The organism is Falsiruegeria sp. JB4-1 (genome assembly GCF_055693495.1).
Genome location: NZ_JBVFTZ010000001.1, coordinates 352,898 through 371,394, shown reverse-complemented (window position 1 = coordinate 371,394; position 18,497 = coordinate 352,898). Strand labels below are relative to the sequence as shown.

Below are 18,497 nucleotides of genomic sequence, written 5' to 3'. Positions count from 1 at the left end.
AACCTTCTGATGCTGCACTGTGCCCAAATAAGACGCCGCGTCAGGAAATGCAATCAACGGCGCAACGCAAGGCGCGCCGCAAGCCACGCTACCAGCATCATTGCAAAATCCGCCAGAAGCCAGGATCGCAACTGAACGGTATCCGACATCTCGTATGGCACCAGGAACAATGAGAGGCCATTTAGACTATCCGGCAGCGAGATGAACAGAAGTGCTATCATGTTGTTGAAAAGATGAAGTGCGACCGCAGGGCCCAAGGTTCCGGCCCGAGCCGTCAGATCGGCCATCAAAATGCCGAACACACCCGACCACAACGCGATAAGCAACGCGTTGTCCCCAGCCTGTCCCGGAAGGTAGTGACCAAACGCAAAGAGGACCGACGGCAAGACCATCCAGACCAGAGGGCTGCGGAAACGTGCCGCCAGTGATTGCTGAATATAGCCCCGGAACAGGATCTCTTCTGCGCTAACTTGAACGAGCACCGCTACCATGGATAGAGGCAGCAACAGGAGCCACATTGATAGTGGCACATTGTTTTGCAGTGGTGCGCCCATGTCATAGGGCGGCAAGATCAGCACTACGACCCACAAGAGAAGAAGGATACGCAGCACGACCCAAAACTGTACCAGAGTCTGATACATCGGCCCAAGAATGCTGCTCAGGCTTCGACGCTGAAACTGACGCGCTGCAAGGGCGACTGCAAGGGTCACGATCCCGAAGCTGAACAGCAAAAAATACATCGCCAACGGGGAGGCGCCGGTCAGAACGCTCTGTGCCCATTCATCGGACCCTGCACCCGCCATTACGCCAAGTAGAAGGGTGTTCAAGGCAAAGACAAAAATCCCGATCGACAACAAACCCAATAGGAGTTTCCAAAGCTGCGCATGAGCGCGACCCGGGCCAACCAATTGCTCGTGTGGGGCGTACGCGCGATCAAGCATTGTTCTGCCCGTTGACCAGATCCATAGGCACCGGTGTGCCATCCGGATTGGTGAAATCCGCCAAGTTAATATTCTGAGACCGCATGAAAGCCGCGGCCTCGACCAAGTGGTCAGCAACGGTTTCCAGCAAGCTCACAGCAACGGTGGCATCGTTTTCGATCACGGCGCGGAACTCCTCGGCGCCAATTCGCAGGAAATTGCTGTCCTCTTGCGCGATCAGGTCAAAGGGTCGAGGCTCGCGGGTGATGATCGACAAGTCTCCAATCAGGCGGCCGGGCTCGACAACCGAAATTGCACGTCCATCATGATCCTTCCCGTTAGGCCAACGCAGTTCGGCCTTGCCAGACAAACAAAGATAGGCAGCATCGGGGGATTGCCCTTCCGAAAAAATAACCTGCCCAGCAGCCACATCGTACCATTGCGCCGAAAACGCCAAAAGCCGCTGGTTACGGGCGTCGAGTTTAGCAAAAAGCTCGGTCGACGCGATGATGTTCAACTTGCGACTCAAGTCAGCTGCACCACCTTGGTCAAGCTCGCCCAACGAGCGAGACACGCCATCGATCCGCCCATCCTTGATCTCGATGAATAGATCATAGGCCTCTGGGTGGGCAAAATTGTCTTCCATGAAAATCATGATGGATTTAGGCAGCAATTCGCGCAGTTTCTGGCGGGTGCGCAGGCGGCTTTGGCTGTCGTGACTGGCCAGCGCCTGATCCAACACCAGAATGTCGGGCCGTTTGATCCCCGCACGCGAGAACGCTGCGCGTTCCTGAAACACAGTCGGCAGATTGGTTCCACCCAACCCCGCAGGCAAATCGTAGATGATCGTAGCAATGCGGCGGCGCAATCCGGCCTCGATCAGCACCTCGGCCACCAAATCCTCGATCTCATCAGCCTTGGCACCCGCCATCAGCGACACTCGGCCAAAGAGCGCGTTTTCGACCACCGTCAGACGGGGGACATAGGCGTCCTCGGACACCGGAATAAAATCGCCGCCAACCAATTCTCGTAACGCAGCTGCCTTACTTTGGCGGATTGCCAGGATGCGATCCATGTACTCCTGCGGAAAACTCGGCCCAATCTGTTCCGCTGTCAGCAGAAATGGCACGGTGACAACCAAGGCGCGGTCTTCATCGCTCAGCATCTCTTCGCCCTTGGCATCGATCCGATCAGCAATCTCTAGCAGCTTCAGATACGTATCTTCATCCAACCCCAAGCGTAGAAACAGCGGGTGACTCATGCCGTCGCGCCCAAAGGTTTGGCGCAGCATGTCGATGACACCCAACGAAATAGCCTGCGCATCATCGGCAAGCCCCTGCTCGTGTAGCATCGCCATGAACCGCCCGTCGCGAGCCATCTTTTCTTGTGTGATTTCGCGGGCGGGAGCCGCATAAAGCAGGTTCCCACCCAATGGCACCGCCGGGTTGAACCTATCGGGTGAGAACCGAAACACCACATCATCCAGCCCGCGTTCAACAAGCCGTTCGGCCACTTTCTCTCTGATTGCAACAATCTCGTCTGCCAATGCCGAATGGAGACTGGGGTCAAACCGCGAGCGCAGGGTGCGGCGGAACATGAACTCGTCGATCCCCATGGCTTCGACCAGTTGGAACCACCAATCGCGGATCTGATCGCCATCCGTCAAACCAGCAAGACCTGGGTCGATCCAATCCTCATCCAGCGAATCCGCGCTGTTACCCGCCCGAACTGCTTCGATCTGTTTTCGGGTTGGCCGACGCAATTCACCGGGCTTGTACTGAGGCTGTGTACGTAGCGGCATCAGAAGGTTGTCGCCCAACGTGCCATCAAACAAATATGGACGTGAGTGTGCATACCCGATGCGAGCTGCAATCACTGCTTGATGTAGCTCTTCGATGTTATGATCGGATAGCCGAACCTCACCTCGTGCAGGCAGTATTTCACGTGTTAGAAGCTGCGCCAAAGCAGTACGCTCGCTCGCCTTTGTTGATTGGATCGCCACGCGCGCGCCCGGTGGAATAGTCAGGTTCAAATCTTCGAGTACTGTATTGCCGTCGTTGTCCAAAACGGTGACATTCTTCAGCTCAATGTCGCCAGTCAGTCGAGGGATATCCTGCGGTTCGCCTTCAAACAGCTCGTCAGGTATCATGTTGCGTGGGGCAAACCGTTCGGTCACGATTTCCCATCGCAACGACATGTCCTGCACTTGATTGTAGTAGCCCAACAGCTCTTTCCAGGGAGAGCTCAGGTCCTTGTAAGCCCCTAGTGCGGCCACCAGTGCGCCGACCGTGATCTCTCCTTTGATCGCCAGATAACCGCCCACTGAATAGAACAGAAAAGGCGTCATCTGCGTGATCAGGTTGTTCAGGAATTTCATGAAGAATTTCTTGTTGTAGATCCTGAACCGGATCTCGAACAACCGCCCAAGTCGATCGGTGAACTGCGCCAGACGATAGCGCCAGCCCCCGTTTGCCCTTAGGTCCGAGATACCGGCAGCGCTTTCGCCAATTTCGGAACTCAACCTGCGGACCTCTTGGATGCGGGACTTGTTCAGTAGGTTGATCTGCCGCTGCAGCATCGGGATCAGCCACGCCTGCAGCGGGATCAGCGCGACCGAGGCCAGACCGAACCAAACGCTTTGCATGAACAGAAATGTCACGATGGTCAGCATCTGGCCCAGTTGAAATACCGGCTGCGCGATGGCGTCACCCATCAGCCCGCCCATCGGCTCGGCCTCGGACGTAATCATCGACACCAGCTCACCCTGGCTGGTGGTGGCGAAATAGGGTTTGGGAAAGCGCATCATCCGGCTGATCAGCTTGAACCGCAGCCGCCGCAGCATCCGTTCGGACAGCACACCTTTCATGGTGTTGATCCGCATCTTCATGAAACCACTGGCGATCACCGTGGCCAGAAAGGCGAAACATAGCACCAACAGATACTGGATCTGCGTAACATCATAACCCCATATGGTCACGATTTCTGTGGTCGATCCGATGGCGTCGTTGATGATCCGCTTGGGCAGTTCCAACGAGATGTAGAGAAAGGGAAACGAAACGACGGTCAAAACAAGCAGAACAAGTTGCTGTTTTTTTGAATATTTCCAAATAAATGAAAACAACGTGGGTTCCATAACCCGGCCCTCGTCTCAGATGAATCAATCCACGGCAAGGCGCGGATATTCCACTGTTACCGAAGTCTGAACGGTAAGCATTGACCCCCTCAATTACAAGGATCGCACACCAACAGTTTTTGCCCTGCCCTTGTGCGGTTATCCACAGGCAGGTATTTCAAATCAGAGGGGAAAATCAGGGAGGCCAGCCATGCAACGCCGCACGTTCGACAAGACCAAACTGCCAAGCCGTCACGTCACCGAGGGACCAGAACGCGCCCCACATCGCGCGTTTTTGTACGCGATGGGGCTGAGCGAAAATGAAATACACCAACCACTGGTTGGGGTGGCCACTTGCTGGAACGAGGCCGCGCCCTGCAACATCGCGCTCAGCCGTCAGGCCCAGGCTGTCAAATTGGGAGTCAAAAGTGCATCTGGCACTCCGCGCGAATTCAACACGATCACTGTCACCGATGGCATCGCCATGGGACACGAAGGGATGCGCAGCTCGCTCGCCTCGCGTGAGGCGATTGCGGATTCAGTCGAACTGACCATGCGCGGTCATAGTTATGACGCCTTGGTTGGACTGGCGGGCTGTGACAAGTCTCTGCCGGGCATGATGATGGCAATGATCCGACTGAACGTGCCATCCGTGTTCATTTACGGCGGTTCGATACTGCCCGGCCGGATTGATGGCAAGGACGTCACCATTCAGGACGTGTTCGAGGCCGTCGGTCAGCATCAGGCCGGACACATGACCACGTGTGAGTTGGAAAAACTCGAAGCAGTCGCTTGCCCCTCGGCCGGAGCCTGTGGAGGGCAGTTCACCGCCAACACCATGGCCTGCGTGTCCGAAGCAATCGGACTGGCGTTGTTCAACTCGTCGGGCGCACCAGCGCCGTATGAAAGCCGTGATCAGTATTCGATTGCCTCGGGAGAGGCTGTGATGAACCTGATCGATCAGAACATTTGCGCACGTGACATCGTCACCCGAAAGTCGCTGGAAAATGCCGCTCGGATCGTGGCCTGTACAGGCGGGTCAACCAACGCGGGGCTGCACCTACCTGCGATGGCACATGAGGCCGGGATCGACTTCTTTTTGGATGACGTCTGCGAAATTTTCCGCGATACGCCCTATTTCGTCGACTTGAAACCCGGCGGGCAATATGTGGCCAAGGATCTGTATGAGGCAGGCGGCGTGCCCGTGGTGATGAAGGAATTGTCCAAGGCCGGGTTGCTGCACGAGGACTGCATGACAGCGTCCGGAAAAACCGTTGCGGAAGAGCTGGCGCAAATCGACCGTGCCGCCGACGGGCGGGTGATTTACCCCGTCGAAACGCCACTGTCGACGACAGGTGGGGTCGTTGGCCTCAAAGGTAATCTGGCCCCCGAAGGCGCTATCGTGAAAATCGCGGGCATGGCGGATGAGGACATTGTGTTCACTGGTCCGGCGCGGATTTTTGAATGCGAACAGGATGCCTTTGATGCTGTCCAACAGCGCGCCTACAAAGAGGGCGAAGTGATCGTGATCCGCAATGAAGGCCCGTCAGGCGGGCCAGGCATGCGCGAGATGCTGGCGACCACAGCGGCGCTGTCAGGTCAGGGCATGGGCAAGAAGGTGGCGCTTATCACTGACGGGCGCTTTTCCGGTGCAACACGCGGCTTTTGCGTCGGTCACGTCGGCCCCGAAGCGGCGCACGGCGGACCGATCGCCTTGTTGCAGGACGGCGACATGATCACCATCAACGCCATCACCGGTGCACTCTCGGTCGATCTGAACGACACGGAACTGACCGCTCGCAGGGCTGAATGGAGCGGCCCGCGCGAAACGATTTATGCGTCAGGCGCACTGTGGAAGTACGCGCAATTGGTGGGCGAGACCTACAAGGGGGCGGTCACCCACCCCGGCGGAAGTTCGGAAAAGCATGACTACATGGAATTGTAAGGTTTTGCTGGTCGGCGCCATCGAGGCGACAGTACGGGGGGTGTCAAGTTGGTGGCACCTCAGGGGTATTGCATCGACGAGTTTCCGCTATTGCAGTTGAGCGCCAGAACTCATGATGTAAATGATGCTGGTCCACAAGATTGGCGGTCTGCCTTTGTCGTAAATGGAAAGCAGGTAGGCGTGGCACTTGAAGACAACGAGGAAGGCTTGTCATCAACCTAGGAAGGCGCCCATTTGTTGGCCGATCTCGTTACACTTACGCAAAAAGCCAGCACCGAAAGAACAAACAAATGCCGCAACCAATTGTTGACGGTTCGTGCAAAAAAATGTGTCAAATCGACGTATTGGGGTTCTTTGGTTAACAACCTGCGGTTAAACAGGAATTGAAACGCGGTTCAACGCGCGATGGATGGAATATGGGCAGGGTACTGGATCAGTTGTTTCACTTACGGGCGCTCCGGCGCTGGCGTCTTGCTGCACGGAGTTCGGCCTCGGCAAATCTGTCCACGTTGCGAACCCAACGCAATCAGGCGCGGGATCTTCGGACCCATCTGAACAAGCTGGTCCACATAGCCGATGGGCGGCTGGCACTGCCGGTTGTCGGCTCATCCTATTTTCCCAAGCCCCACGGCACGGATTGGTCGTGGCGACCAGAACTCTGGCGCGGACCGTTGTCGATACTTGGGATTTCATCTGCCCCCTCTCGTTCAAAACTAGGGGAAGAAGTCACTCTGTTTCACGATTGCGATTTTTCGGAACTGACCCTGAGACAGCTTCGAAACACGCGCGAAGCCGATCTTGCCCCGTTTGGGTTGCGTATGGACGTTTTCAAATTCGACGGTTCTTTCCTGTCGTTGGTGATCGACTTGCCCAATGAAGCCGCAGAAGGCATGACCCGTGGTCATCTGCTGCGCATCGACACGATTATCGAAACCGAAAAACCGTTGGAAATCTTTGCGCGGCTGAACATAAAACATGGTCCAAACACCGAACAAATCGTTCGGGAGCTGCCCCTGAACGAAAAGAACGTGATGGTGGAGTTTGACCTCGCTTACTCACGGCTGAACGAAAAACGGATCGAAAAGATCTGGCTCGACCTGATCTTTGAAGCCCCAGACATGAATCAGGTTGTGATCCGGGATCTCACATTTTGTCGGCACCGTCGTGCTGCGCTTTAGGGACATCAAGCATGAGCGAACTTGACCTGACAAAAATCCGACTACGCAACGGTATATGGGAAGGCCGTATAACCGGCGCTCCCACGACGGGAAAACGACCTGACATTCGCGTTGTATACCTCGATCAGATCCTGGAAAACGTAGAGCTGACTGAAGGTGGTGAGAGTAGCTATTGGGATCTGAAGATCACGATTCCAGAGCATGCAATCGCGGACGGCGTTCATACCTTTGTAATTTTCGATCATGCAACAGATGAGAAACTGGGTAGCTTTTCGCTCATAGCCGGAGAAGTTGTCTCGGACGACTTACGGGCCGAAGTCGATTTGCTGCGGGCGGAACTCGACATGTTGAAACGGGCATTTCGGCGGCATTGTCTGGAAACCATGTAACGCTCGGCTCGTAGTCACATTGGTCAGGCGCGCATTCGGGCGTTGCCTGGATCATATTGTGCCGGAGCATGTATCCGCGCCCGATATGTCTCGCCAAGGATCGAAACTGCGCATTCTTCACCTATCGAAACAGCACCTCCGGACACATATCCAAGCGCAAGCATCTTTTGGGTACGTGGTCCAAAGGCTCCTGAAGTGATGTACCCAATGGCGGTACCGCCTTTCAAGATCGGCTCAGATGCCAAAGGCCAGGGCGACGCATCCAGAAGCTCAAGCCCGACCCATTCCCAGTTGGGTTCTTGGATTGCTTGCTCCAACACTGCGTCTCTGCCTACAAAGTTTCGGCCCGCAGGTTTTGCAAAATTCTGCAACCCAGCATCGAACAGGGTGTATTCCGTTCCGAAATCAGAACCCCAAGCGTGATATCCTTTTTCAACACGCATGGAGTTCAAGGCATAAGATCCGAATTGTCCAATTCCGAAAGCCTTACCGCGGTTCATCAGTTCGTCATAGAGGACTGGCAAATCACTGCTGGCTGTGTGCAATTCCCACCCAAGTTCGCCAACGTAAGACACACGCATCGCAATCGCATCAACTCCGGCGATCTGGAGTTCTGCGACAGACATCCACGGCGCGGCTTCCGCAGACAAATCAGATGCGGTTAGCAATGAGAGAACATCGCGGGACTTGGGCCCCATAACCATCAGCGCACCATCCATGACGTGCCCTGACACCAGTGAGACGCCGCTACTAGGCAGTTGGGATTGCAGAAAATCAAGATCCCTCAGATTGGCAAGTGTCGGACCGCACAGCAGGAACCTGTCTTCATCCAGCCTGGCGATCGTGGCCTCGGACCAAATACGCCCTTTAGGGGTCAGCAAATAGCTAAGCTTGATACGGCCAACCTCAGGAACGGCTCCACAGAAAACACGATCCAGATATTCGGCCGACCTCGGTCCCTCGACGGTGAATTTGGTGAAACCTCCGTGATCCATCACGCCAACCGAGCCTGCTACTGTCATACACTCCTGATGTACCGCGGCTTGCCAGGGTTCTTCGTGAAAACTCAATGTACCGTTGTCAGGATGCTCGGCAGTCTCGAACCAGAACGCTCGTTCCCATCCACCTATTTGACCCATCACAGCCCCTGAAGCCTTCAGCCTTGAGTACAAAGGCGTTCGCTGAAGTGGCCGCCCAGAAAGCATGTTTCGGTGGGGATAAGGAATGGCGTATTGCAGGTCGTAGTGCTCCGAAGCCCGAGCATGGGCATAATCCTGTGTAGCCCATTTGCCAAAGCGTCTGGGGTCCCAGGCTGACAAGTCCCATTCGGTTTCGCCTTCGGTGATCCATTCGGCCATAGCCTTGCCAATAGCTGCCGAGTGCGTGATACCGATCTGCACCCCGGTTGCATGATAGAAGTTTCGAACCCCAGCGGCAGGCCCCACAAGAGGCATCGCATCGGGCGCATAGGCAATAGGACCATTCACGAAACGCTGCGCGCCGGCCTTGGCCAACAAAGGAACGTGGGCAATCGTATCGTCCAGAACGTCAAGGATATCCTCGACACTGTCAGGAAAAAGCTGATGCGCGAAATCATTTGGCGGACCACTGTCAGGCCAAGCTGGACGTCCCGCATGGGCATAGGAGCCAAGCAGAAATGCGTTTCGTTCCCGACGCAAATAGAACCGAATATCCGGGTCTCTAACCAATGGAAACAAGTCCGGGTACGCTTCGAGCTCGGCTAGGGAGTCCGTGACCAGGTATTGATGCTCCAGAGTAATGACAGGTGTGCTCAGACCAGCCATTTCTGCCACTTTCGCCCCATAGAACCCAGCTGCATTAATAACGATTTCTGTAGTCACAGACCCATCAGGGGTCGACACCACCCATTCTCCGCTCGGGTTTTGTTTGATGCCCGTCACGGGCGAAAATCTTTTGATTTCAGCGCCAAGTTCACGGGCACCCTTTGCAAGCGCCTGCGTTAGTTGGCTTGGATCTATATCCCCTTCATAGGGGTCAAGTATCCCGCCAATAACAGTATCGCCCGGGGACCAAAATGGATGCATCGCTGCCATTTCATCCGGACTCAAACGGTGAAGGTCGAAGCCTGCGCTTTTGGCAATGCCTTCGATGTGGCCAAACAAATCCATCCGCTCGATCGTGTGCGCTGGCCAGAAAGCTCCAGTGTGACGGTAGGTGATTGGGCTGCCAGTTTTTTCAGCAAGGTCTTTGTACATCCTCGAGCCATAGTTCCCTGCGCGCATGCCCAACCAAGAGGTTGCATATGTCGGGATGTTGCCTGCTGCATGCCACGTTGAACCGCTGGTTAATTCGTCCCGCTCAAGAAGAATCGTGTCGGTGACGCCAGCCAGCGCGAGATGATAGAGGATAGAACACCCAACTGCCCCACCCCCGATAACAACCACCTGTTTGTGATCTTTCATTTCCGATCCTCTGGTAACTTGATGTCGAACACATCCCGGATTACCGATTCACGCTCTTTAGAAAGATGAATTGGCGGCTCAGATGTCAATTCGGCGACCTTAGCCCGAGCACGATCCAGCAATTCCGGACGTCCAGCCTCTTGCCAGTCCTGTACACTTTGGCGATCTGCAAGTGTTGGATAGACATATTCGGTTTTCATGCGAGCCAGCGTTTGCGCCTCGCCCAGAAAGTGACCAGGGCCGCAGGCAACAGCTTCGATCATGTCCAGATCCAGGGAATCGTCCGGCAATTCAACACCTCGCACAGTTCGCAGGATCGCGCCGCACATGTCGTCGTCGATCACCAATGCCTCTGCTGACGCCACCATCAACGATCCCAACATCCCAACACTCAGGTTGATCATGTCTGCACCGGCCTGCGCAGCCAGAGCGACTGTGTACCCTTTTTCGTAACCGGCCTGAGCGTCCGGCACTTTGGAATCGGTCATTCCGGCAGATACTGTCGAGGGTAACCCCAGGTGCAACAAGAGTTGCGCAGCCGCAGCGTTTGCTACAGCGGCCTCGCCGCTGCCCCCGGTCATGGCACCCGTACGCAAATCGCTGATGAACGGCATGAAAGCCAAAATTGTTGGAAATCCGGGTTTCAGGATGTTTGCAATTACCAGACCAGCAAGAGCTTCGGCCAATCCTTGCGCCAATGCTCCGGCCAATGTTACCGGACTGGTCGCTCCGGCCTGCGCCGCCGTACAAATTTGTAAGGGCATGCCAGCAGCGATTGCCGCCTTCATGATTTCGACCCCTTCTGGCGCAAACCGTAAGGGCGAAACCGCATGTACAATGACACCCATGCAAAAGGGTTGGCGGCGAAACCCATCATCTTTTCCCAAAGCCAGGTCGAACATTTTGGCAATGCGCCTGACGTGATCCGCAGTGTCAAAGCTAATGCCAATCGGCTTGGGGCACGCCTTTAGACAAGCAAAGGCTGTATTGACGTCCATGTCCCAAGCAGACGGCATATCCCGTGCAACAATGGGCCGGACTCCGTAGTGGATATTCTCGGACCGTCCAACAATTTGCATAAGTTGATACAGATCCGCCAAAGTCGATGATCGGAAGGCCCCTTGGGCATCACGGACTTCGACAGCCGCACCACCTGTTCCGATATGAACAGCTCCACCTCCGATGGTCAGGCCAAAGTCGTCAGCAAAGCCCGGTAGGTCAATTTTTTTAGCAGCCTTTGCAATGCAAGATTCCACCATCTGACGCGGAAAGCACAATCGCCCGTCTGCGCGCCTTACCGCCCCGGCCGAAATGACCAGATCGGCGACATCGCCGGGACAATCGTCCATTCCTATTCGTTCCAGGATTGAAAACGCTGCATCGATTATCTGTGTCAGACGTCGCGGCCCAAGGGGTTGGAAACGCCCACCGATTGGCGGGGCGGTTGCTCCGTGGCTGGCTGTTTTCTGTTTTGCGCGCGCCCGCCTTGCCAAGCTCCACTCCAAAGTCGTCCCCTGTGATCAAGGAAGTGGAACCGTCAATGTGTTGCTATAGAGAATGCGACGTTGTCAGTGTCGTTTTTTACCTGCAGACGGTCGAAGTTGTAATCTACTGTCAAACAAGTTCAGAGGAGTTTTTGCGACGATGCATGTCTTTAGAAGCATGATCTTGAATGCCCCCATTGATCAAATCTGGTCGATTGTTCGAGAGTTTGACGGTGTTTCAAAGTGGAATCCTGCTGTCGCCAAAGCGACGATGGAGACCGGCGATGGGTGTAGCGTTGGCAATGTGCGTCGCCTTGAAATCGTTGATGGAACCACATTTCGCGAAACGCTGTTGGAACTCTCGGACAACGACTGCTTCTATACCTATGACATCCTTGAGAGCCCTCTGCCTGTTCGCAACTACATCTCGACCCATCGGTTCGTTCCGATCACGCATTCGGATTGCACTCTGGGCATTTGGGAGAGCCGGTTCGACTGTCCCGAAGAGATAGAAGAAGAGATGGCTGCCATCGTGGGTGACCAAATCTACATCAACGGAATGAACGGCCTGAATGATTTTCTGAAAGGGTGCTGACATGAGCGACACACTCGCTTCGCGTGCAATTATTGGTGTAATGACCCCCGCCATGAACACGGTGGTTCAACCAGAACTGGAACTTTTGCGCCCCGATGGCGTCACCAATCAGATGCAGAGGTTTCGTCTGGGTGGTGAAAACATTTCAGATGACTTGATCAATGAGGCGCAGAAGTTGATGGATTGCGACCCTGCAGCCATTTGCATCGGGTTGACCACCGATGCAGGGCCTGGCGGTGTCGAGCGGCTCGTTCGGCGCTGCACCGAACTGGAAGATGCAATTAACGTCCCTGTACTTAACGCCTCGTCATCTAACTATGCGGCTCTTGGGACGTTCGGCGCTAAAAGGATCGCGATCGTCACTCCGTTCACCCCGGAAATCGATGTGAATGTAAGATCCAACGCCGAGGCCGCAGGATTTGAAGTTGTTGCAATTGCGGGTACCTGCGCACCATCGCTGCCTGAGATATGCGAGACGCCGCTGGATGAGATACGCAAAGTTTTCAGAAACGTTGCAGCATCTGACTGTGACGCCATCCTACAGGTTGGGACAGCACTTCCAGTCGTCGGGTTGATTGAGGAGCTTGAAACCGAGTTATCCAAGCCAGTGATTGCGTGCAATGCAGCGGTCTATTGGAACACACTTCGCAAAATCGGCATCAACGATCGCATAGACGGCCACGGCTCTCTGTTCAAAATGTAAAACCTCTCGTGCTCTCAACATGATGGCTCGTGCAGGGCGATCTCCTTGATCGGCGCAAACAACTGAAATTTAATAAAAATACCCTAACTTATGTGGCCTCTGACAACGATTTGAAAACTTGTTGGGCGAATGATGCCTCTTGTGCCGTGGGGGTGCAAAGTTTGGGGTATCTGTGGTGGATAACATTATTTCTCTAATACAAAACGAACCCGTCCGATTGGATTCTGACCGGTTGAGCCATCTTTATCGTCAGCTTGGCGATTCCGGAGCAGAAGACGTCGTTTGCCGGGCGATAGAAGAACTCGCTGTACGTCTTTCTCAATGTGAGCGACTTTGGCGTCAGCAAGATTGGATGGCCTTGCGCAAAAGCGCTCGATCCCTGATTGCCATTTCAGAACAGATCGGGATGACGGCTCTGGCCCAAGTGGCGTCGGATGTCACGCGCTCAGTGGACGCCACAGATCACGTCGCGACCAGTGCAACACTGTTTCGACTGATCCGGGTCGGAGAGCGATCCCTTACCGCGGTCTGGGATTTACAAGACCTTTCAGTCTGACAGGTCTTGCGGACAGATGCGCGCCCGTTAGTCTACCTGAGTATTCCAGCGAGCGAGCGCATCTGATGACCCTGAGTTTCGTCAACCGTACCGATTCCACTATACCTTTGCACGTCGTCGATCAGGACGGTTGCGAGACGTGGCTGAAGGAACAGCCGTCAAGCGTGCAGGACTGGTTGAACCTCAATGGATTTACCGGTGCGATAGGGCAGTCGGTTCTTGTTCCTGAGGTAAATGATGTTCAAGCCATGGCGGTCGCGGGTTTTGGTACCGACAAAACGCGTGCCCGCAAGCGCTTCGTCCTAGCCGCCGCCGCCGAAAATCTGCCTGAGGGGTCTTATGATCTGATTTGTGATCTCGATCAGGACATTCTCGCTACGGAGTGTTTTGGTTGGTTGATGACCGGATATGTATTTGATCGCTACAAAGACGTTAAACCTGCCAAAGCCAGGCTGGTGACGCCGCAGGGCATCGATACCGCACGCATCGAAACTCTGGCCAATGCCGAAAGCATGATCCGTGACCTTGTAAATTCTCCAGCCTCAGACATGGGGCCGGATCAATTACAAAACGCAGCCGAAGAATTGGCCGCAGAGTTTGGTGCAGCGTGCAAGACAATCCAGGGCGAGGCATTGTTGAGCCAGAACCTGCCGATGATCCATGCGGTCGGGCGGGCGTCGGATCGAGCACCTCGTTTGATAGAAATTACATGGGGAACAAGCGGCCCAAAATTGACGCTTGTTGGCAAGGGGGTCTGTTTCGATACCGGAGGGCTGGATTTGAAGCCGGCCTCTGCCATGGCTTTGATGAAAAAGGACATGGGCGGTTCTGCCAACGTTCTAGGTCTGGCTCGCGCAATTATGGAATTGAATTTGCCAGTGCAACTGCGCGTGTTGATACCAGCGGTGGAAAACTCTGTCTCTGGCAACGCCTTCCGCCCCGGCGACATTCTGAAATCTCGCAAAGGATTGACGGTTGAAATCAATAATACAGATGCCGAAGGGCGGCTGGTGCTGGCCGATGCCGTTTCCCTGGCAGACGAAGACAAGCCGGACCTGATCATTTCCATGGCGACTTTGACGGGTGCGGCCCGCGTTGCTGTTGGACCAGATATCGCACCATTCTACACGGACGATGACACGGCCGCACTGGCGCTGTCCCAAGCTGCGATCAAAGCAGCCGACCCCGTCTGGCGCATGCCGTTCCATGAGCCGTACGAGACGATGATCGAGCCTACGTATGCCGATCTGGACAACGCCCCTAGTGGTGGGTTTGCGGGTTCGATCACCGCAGCGTTATTCCTGCGCCGTTTCGTGACGGATACACCTTACATGCATTTCGACATCTACAGCTGGCAACCGACCAAGGCACCGGGCCGGTCTAAAGGCGGGTTCGGTCAAGGCCCCCGCGCCTTGATCGAGGCTCTGCCGAAAATGTTGGGCTTATGACTGAGTGTATCCAGATTGCGGAACCGGTGGTTGACCTGCTGCGTGCACCTGACGGGCCGCGAGATCGTCAACTGTTGATGGGGGACACCTGCGATGTGATCGCTCGTGACGGTAACTGGATTAAAGTGCGAGCGTCCAAAGACGGATACGAGGGGTTTATCCCCCGTGGTGTAACCGCCGAGGTGCGAGGTTTCACCCATTGGATCAACACACTGGCCACCCATGCCTATGCCGAAGCCAATATGAAATCACCAGATCTCATGTCGTTGAGTTTTGGCAGTCGAATTACGGCTCGGGACGAGAGCGACGCTTTTGTCGAAACCCAGTTCGGGTATATCCCCAAGCAACATCTGGTCTCTGCTGACACCCTGGAAAGCGATCCAGTTACAGTGGCCGAAATGTTTCTCGGAACGCCCTATCTTTGGGGTGGCAATAGTCGCTTGGGACTTGATTGTTCTGGGTTGGTCCAGGCCGGTTTGCTGGCCTGTGGTATCGCCTGTCCCGGTGACAGTGGCGATCAGGAACGCGCGGTTGGGCAGGTGCTGGTTGAGGGCACCGCGCCACGGCGTGGGGATTTGTTGTTCTGGAAGGGGCATGTTGGTTGGGTCTATGATGAGGCGACCTTGCTACACGCAAATGCGCATCACATGGCGGTTCGGTTTGAGCCGCTGGACTCCGCCATCGCGCGAATCGAGGCACAGGGCGATGGCCGTGTGACAGCCCACAAACGACTATTATTTGGATCAGTCCAGGTTAACCGCGCGAATTAACTTTCTTTCCAGCACGCGCAGAACCGTTTTCAAATCCTGGCCCCGCTTTAGGATTTGTCCGTCCATTGCCACGACCGAATACATCCCCTGCCGATTGCGCAGCTTAGGGCGCTTTTCGATCCGGTAGAGTGGGTGTTCAGCCGTCCGGCGAAAGACTGAAAACACCGCCATTTCGCGCAGGCTGGAAATGCCGTAATCACGCCATTCACCGGCGGCGACCATCCGACCATAGACAGAAAGAATGACTGACAGTTCGCGCCGGTCAAAGGCGACTTGTGTGTCTGCCGACCCCGGCGAAAATGGGCTAGGAGGCTGCATGTTCATGACTACAAGTTTGCCGCAAATGATCCGTTAATCAAGCCTGTCGCGATTTTCCGCGCGCATCTGTGACCCAAAGCGCGCCTGTCACGCAAAACTGCCCTGACAGAACCACCCCGACGACATCGCCCCGCCATGCCCGAAATAGAGCCACAACCGGTGCCCCTGTTCGGTCACCACAACCCAATAATCCCGCACCCCGCTGCGCCAGTTCGGATCGTCCAGCCACCATTCCGGCGCGATCCGTTCCGGCCCCCGTGCCTCGGCCAAGGTCCAGTCACGCCCGCGCCAGCGAAAGCGCCCCGGCACGGTGGGGTTGTCCGGTGCCATGACCGGCTCGGGTTGCCACATCAGCAGCGGGCGCGGCGTAGGTGGGTTGGGCCAGCCCTGTGCAGGTTCCGACCAAGCCGCCGCAAGGGTTTGGGCTGTCTTCTCGGGGATATGAGACGAGGCCGGGTGCAGGCGCGTGATCGCATCCAGACCCACCCGCGCGCCCAGCTTGCCGATCAGGTCATCCACACCTGTATTGCCCGCCAACCGATCACGCACCGCGCGGCTGGCGTCGGCGTGCCCCGCCAGGGTGCGAGCATGAACCGGCTCGACCTGGACCGCCATCAGCCGCAGCATGTCGATGCCATAACCTGCGTCGATCTGGTCGATCTTCAGCTCCAGCAGAGGCCGGATGCGGTGTGGGTCGTGTGACGGTCGAGCAAGCCCCACGGTCAACACCTCTGCCGCCTGATCCGTGCGGTGCGCCTCAAGCCGGATATGACGCGCGCCCATGCCCTTCGCCTCGAGCTTGGCGCACAAGCTGGGCAGGATACGGTCGATCCCGGCCATCAGGTCCTCTTTCAACCCGATCGGGTCGGGCATGGTCATCCGCACTGCAAACTGCACATGCGGCTGCGCAGGCGAGACAGGCTCAGGCGCGCTGCCCATGGCCTGATCCAGCCGCAACACCAGCCCCTTGCCGAACCGGCGCGCCAGACTGGCACGCGGCTGGCCCAGCAAATCGCCGACCCGGCGCAAGCCAAGCCGCCCCAACTGTGCCACCGTGGAATCATCCAACCGCAGGGCTGCCACCGGCAGTGGGCTGAGCGCGCCATAGGTTTGCCCGGGCGCTGAAATTCGCGCGCCCCCCTGCGGTCACCACCTGCGGGGCCGCACCGCCCCTGGTCCAATGCCGCCGCTTGCCCGCCCGCGCCCGGGTTGCGCGCGCCTCTTGGCTGATGGCATCACCGCTACGGTCTGATCCGACCTCTTGCCCGGCAAACCGCGCCAGGGCCCAGGCCGCGCCCAAAGTATCAGCAATGCCCATCTGCATCGACAGGCCCATATCGGCGCAATCGGCCTGAAGGACATCCAGCAGCGTCGCCTCGCCGCCGAACAGATGCGCGCAGCCACTCAAATCGACGACCAATGCATCGGGGGCTTCCTCGGCCACCCAGGGGCTGAATTTGCCCGCCCAGCGGCGCAATGCGGTCAGAAACGCCGCCTCGGCCGGGACGTTGCGGGCGCGTGTGATCAGCCCGCCGCACATGGCATGAGCATCCCGTACCGGCTGTCCCACACGTAAACCGGCCTGTTGCGCTGCCAAATTTAACGCGGTGATAACCTGCATGTTGGACTGTTCTTCGACAACGGCCAGTGGCCCCTCGTGCAGACCACGTGAGGCGCGCACCAGCCGCTCCGCACCAAGACGCGGGAACCAGAGGGAAAGGATTCGACGGTTGGACATAGGACGGGCAACAACAGAGCAGGCGGCAATTTGTTCTTCTTTTGTTCTATAGCTGAGAATCGTATGTCGAGTCGAGTCGTACTAACTCGTCGAACAATGACGGCGCTGGCCCTAGCAACCTTGCTTGGGCTAGGTTCCGCAAACGCCGAGGACATCATCGCCGTAGAGCACCCCCGCGTCATCGAACGCATCGCACTTATGCGCAGTTCAAGGCTGGCCATTGAAACATTGGGGGTAATGGCCTCGGGGCGCGAAGGTTTTAACAGCCAACGTGCAAGTATAGCCCAGCGTGTCCTGATCAAAAACACGCGTCAAATCGCTGGAAAGTTCCGCAGAAATCCCAATGACCCGGCATCGAATGCAAGCCCGCAAATATGGGCTCAATGGGGGTCTTTCAAAATTCAAACCAAGCAGGCACGCAAAGCTGCCAAAGGGTTGAATACCCGTAATCTGCGCAAGCTCAGGCAGACACTACCGCACATGATAAATGCCTGCCTGTCCTGTCATCAAAGTTTTCGGAAAAAGCCTTAACCGCAGGCAATCCGCGTGATCGTTCCTCTGACATCGACATAAACATTGGCCCGAGTCGGACGATAGTCCTGAGTTGCCACACTGTTTGGTGCAAGAACACGGGTCCCTTCCGGCAACAACGATTGGATATCGGAAACAGGTTGGCCAATACTGGTGGTCAAATCCTGCATCTTGCACATCGACAAATCGATTGCAGAGGCCTCCGCGGCCACTTCAGTATCATCCGGAACTTGAGTGGTATCACAGGCTGATACCAGAATGCAGGCAAACAAAATCCGTTTCATTGGCGCTCCCATTATATAAATGTCGGTAATGTCGGGTTCTTTTGTTTGAAACCTTGGCACGAAACGACAGTTGAAAACACCT

Annotated in this window: 15 protein-coding genes and 1 pseudogene; 9 read left to right on the top strand and 7 right to left on the bottom strand. The window is 56.0% G+C overall.

Going from position 1 to position 18,497, the window contains the following annotated elements:
• Positions 1-53 precede the first annotated feature (53 nt).
• Positions 54-941 (bottom strand): lysostaphin resistance A-like protein, encoded by an 888-nt coding sequence (locus ACZ1HE_RS01790; RefSeq protein ID WP_472619304.1) that lies wholly within the window; start codon positions 939-941, stop codon positions 54-56.
• Positions 934-4,053 (bottom strand): ABC transporter transmembrane domain-containing protein, encoded by a 3,120-nt coding sequence (locus ACZ1HE_RS01785; RefSeq protein WP_472619303.1) that lies wholly within the window; start codon positions 4,051-4,053, stop codon positions 934-936. The genes ACZ1HE_RS01790 and ACZ1HE_RS01785 overlap by 8 nt, the downstream gene beginning before the upstream one ends.
• A gap of 190 nt (positions 4,054-4,243) precedes the next feature.
• Between ACZ1HE_RS01785 and ilvD the strand changes: the two genes are divergently transcribed.
• The 3 genes from ilvD to ACZ1HE_RS01770 all read left to right on the top strand — a co-directional run bounded on the left by ilvD (position 4,244) and on the right by ACZ1HE_RS01770 (position 7,544).
• The gene (gene ilvD / locus ACZ1HE_RS01780) at positions 4,244-5,977 is read left to right on the top strand and encodes a dihydroxy-acid dehydratase (RefSeq protein WP_472619302.1); all 1,734 of its coding nucleotides are present in this window, start codon (positions 4,244-4,246) and stop codon (positions 5,975-5,977) included.
• A gap of 416 nt (positions 5,978-6,393) precedes the next feature.
• Complete coding sequence (locus ACZ1HE_RS01775) at positions 6,394-7,155, top strand: DUF6478 family protein (protein ID WP_472619301.1); 762 nt, start codon at positions 6,394-6,396, stop codon at positions 7,153-7,155.
• Between the two features lie 11 nt (positions 7,156-7,166).
• Positions 7,167-7,544, top strand: a complete 378-nt coding sequence (locus ACZ1HE_RS01770) for a hypothetical protein (protein WP_472619300.1) — start codon at positions 7,167-7,169, stop codon at positions 7,542-7,544.
• Positions 7,545-7,567: 23 nt separating this feature from the next.
• Here the strand turns inward: ACZ1HE_RS01770 and ACZ1HE_RS01765 are convergent, their stop codons facing one another.
• Both ACZ1HE_RS01765 and ACZ1HE_RS01760 read right to left on the bottom strand, forming a co-directional pair.
• On the bottom strand, positions 7,568-9,988 hold the full coding sequence (locus tag ACZ1HE_RS01765; RefSeq protein WP_472619299.1) for a GcvT family protein: 2,421 nt from the start codon (positions 9,986-9,988) through the stop codon (positions 7,568-7,570).
• Positions 9,985-11,481, bottom strand: coding sequence for a trimethylamine methyltransferase family protein (locus ACZ1HE_RS01760; RefSeq protein ID WP_472619298.1), 1,497 nt, complete (start codon positions 11,479-11,481; stop codon positions 9,985-9,987). The genes ACZ1HE_RS01765 and ACZ1HE_RS01760 overlap by 4 nt, the downstream gene beginning before the upstream one ends.
• 169 nt (positions 11,482-11,650) lie before the next feature.
• Between ACZ1HE_RS01760 and ACZ1HE_RS01755 the strand changes: the two genes are divergently transcribed.
• From ACZ1HE_RS01755 to ACZ1HE_RS01735, 5 genes are all read left to right on the top strand, one after another.
• Positions 11,651-12,067 carry an SRPBCC family protein gene (locus ACZ1HE_RS01755; RefSeq protein ID WP_472619297.1) on the top strand — a complete coding sequence of 139 codons (417 nt, stop codon included), beginning with the start codon at positions 11,651-11,653 and terminating at the stop codon, positions 12,065-12,067.
• A gap of 1 nt (position 12,068) precedes the next feature.
• The gene (locus ACZ1HE_RS01750) at positions 12,069-12,770 is read left to right on the top strand and encodes a maleate cis-trans isomerase family protein (protein ID WP_472619296.1); all 702 of its coding nucleotides are present in this window, start codon (positions 12,069-12,071) and stop codon (positions 12,768-12,770) included.
• 175 nt (positions 12,771-12,945) lie between these two features.
• Complete coding sequence (locus ACZ1HE_RS01745; RefSeq protein WP_472619295.1) at positions 12,946-13,326, top strand: hypothetical protein; 381 nt, start codon at positions 12,946-12,948, stop codon at positions 13,324-13,326.
• A 65-nt stretch (positions 13,327-13,391) separates the two neighbouring features.
• A complete protein-coding gene (locus tag ACZ1HE_RS01740) occupies positions 13,392-14,774 on the top strand; it encodes a leucyl aminopeptidase family protein (RefSeq protein ID WP_472619294.1) in 1,383 nt (460 codons plus the stop codon).
• Entirely contained in the window at positions 14,771-15,544 is a 774-nt protein-coding gene (locus tag ACZ1HE_RS01735) for a C40 family peptidase (protein WP_472619293.1), read from the top strand. The genes ACZ1HE_RS01740 and ACZ1HE_RS01735 overlap by 4 nt, the downstream gene beginning before the upstream one ends.
• Here the strand turns inward: ACZ1HE_RS01735 and ACZ1HE_RS01730 are convergent.
• A complete protein-coding gene (locus tag ACZ1HE_RS01730) occupies positions 15,518-15,868 on the bottom strand; it encodes a DUF2794 domain-containing protein (RefSeq protein WP_108785101.1) in 351 nt (116 codons plus the stop codon). The two genes, ACZ1HE_RS01735 and ACZ1HE_RS01730, sit on opposite strands and share 27 nt — an antisense overlap.
• Before the next feature lie 81 nt (positions 15,869-15,949).
• Positions 15,950-17,600, bottom strand: a pseudogene (locus ACZ1HE_RS01725) (DUF6504 family protein).
• 96 nt (positions 17,601-17,696) lie between these two features.
• Here ACZ1HE_RS01725 and ACZ1HE_RS01720 point away from each other — a divergent pair.
• Positions 17,697-18,131 (top strand): cytochrome c, encoded by a 435-nt coding sequence (locus tag ACZ1HE_RS01720; protein ID WP_472619292.1) that lies wholly within the window; start codon positions 17,697-17,699, stop codon positions 18,129-18,131.
• On the opposite strand, the gene ACZ1HE_RS01715 is transcribed toward ACZ1HE_RS01720, so the two are convergent.
• Positions 18,128-18,415 carry an I78 family peptidase inhibitor gene (locus ACZ1HE_RS01715; protein WP_472619291.1) on the bottom strand — a complete coding sequence of 96 codons (288 nt, stop codon included), beginning with the start codon at positions 18,413-18,415 and terminating at the stop codon, positions 18,128-18,130. The two genes, ACZ1HE_RS01720 and ACZ1HE_RS01715, sit on opposite strands and share 4 nt — an antisense overlap.
• Positions 18,416-18,497: the final 82 nt, after the last annotated feature.

Bases quoted from the DNA above. Each gene is read 5' to 3' on its own strand.
- ACZ1HE_RS01790 (WP_472619304.1), bottom strand. From the start codon at position 941: ATGCTTGATCGCGCGTACGCCCCACACGAGCAATTGGTTGGCCCGGGT.
- ACZ1HE_RS01785 (WP_472619303.1), bottom strand. From the start codon at position 4,053: ATGGAACCCACGTTGTTTTCATTTATTTGGAAATATTCAAAAAAACAG.
- ilvD (WP_472619302.1), top strand. From the start codon at position 4,244: ATGCAACGCCGCACGTTCGACAAGACCAAACTGCCAAGCCGTCACGTC.
- ACZ1HE_RS01775 (WP_472619301.1), top strand. From the start codon at position 6,394: ATGGGCAGGGTACTGGATCAGTTGTTTCACTTACGGGCGCTCCGGCGC.
- ACZ1HE_RS01770 (WP_472619300.1), top strand. From the start codon at position 7,167: ATGAGCGAACTTGACCTGACAAAAATCCGACTACGCAACGGTATATGG.
- ACZ1HE_RS01765 (WP_472619299.1), bottom strand. From the start codon at position 9,988: ATGAAAGATCACAAACAGGTGGTTGTTATCGGGGGTGGGGCAGTTGGG.
- ACZ1HE_RS01755 (WP_472619297.1), top strand. From the start codon at position 11,651: ATGATCTTGAATGCCCCCATTGATCAAATCTGGTCGATTGTTCGAGAG.
- ACZ1HE_RS01750 (WP_472619296.1), top strand. From the start codon at position 12,069: ATGAGCGACACACTCGCTTCGCGTGCAATTATTGGTGTAATGACCCCC.
- ACZ1HE_RS01740 (WP_472619294.1), top strand. From the start codon at position 13,392: ATGACCCTGAGTTTCGTCAACCGTACCGATTCCACTATACCTTTGCAC.
- ACZ1HE_RS01735 (WP_472619293.1), top strand. From the start codon at position 14,771: ATGACTGAGTGTATCCAGATTGCGGAACCGGTGGTTGACCTGCTGCGT.
- ACZ1HE_RS01730 (WP_108785101.1), bottom strand. From the start codon at position 15,868: ATGAACATGCAGCCTCCTAGCCCATTTTCGCCGGGGTCGGCAGACACA.
- ACZ1HE_RS01720 (WP_472619292.1), top strand. From the start codon at position 17,697: ATGACGGCGCTGGCCCTAGCAACCTTGCTTGGGCTAGGTTCCGCAAAC.
- ACZ1HE_RS01715 (WP_472619291.1), bottom strand. From the start codon at position 18,415: ATGAAACGGATTTTGTTTGCCTGCATTCTGGTATCAGCCTGTGATACC.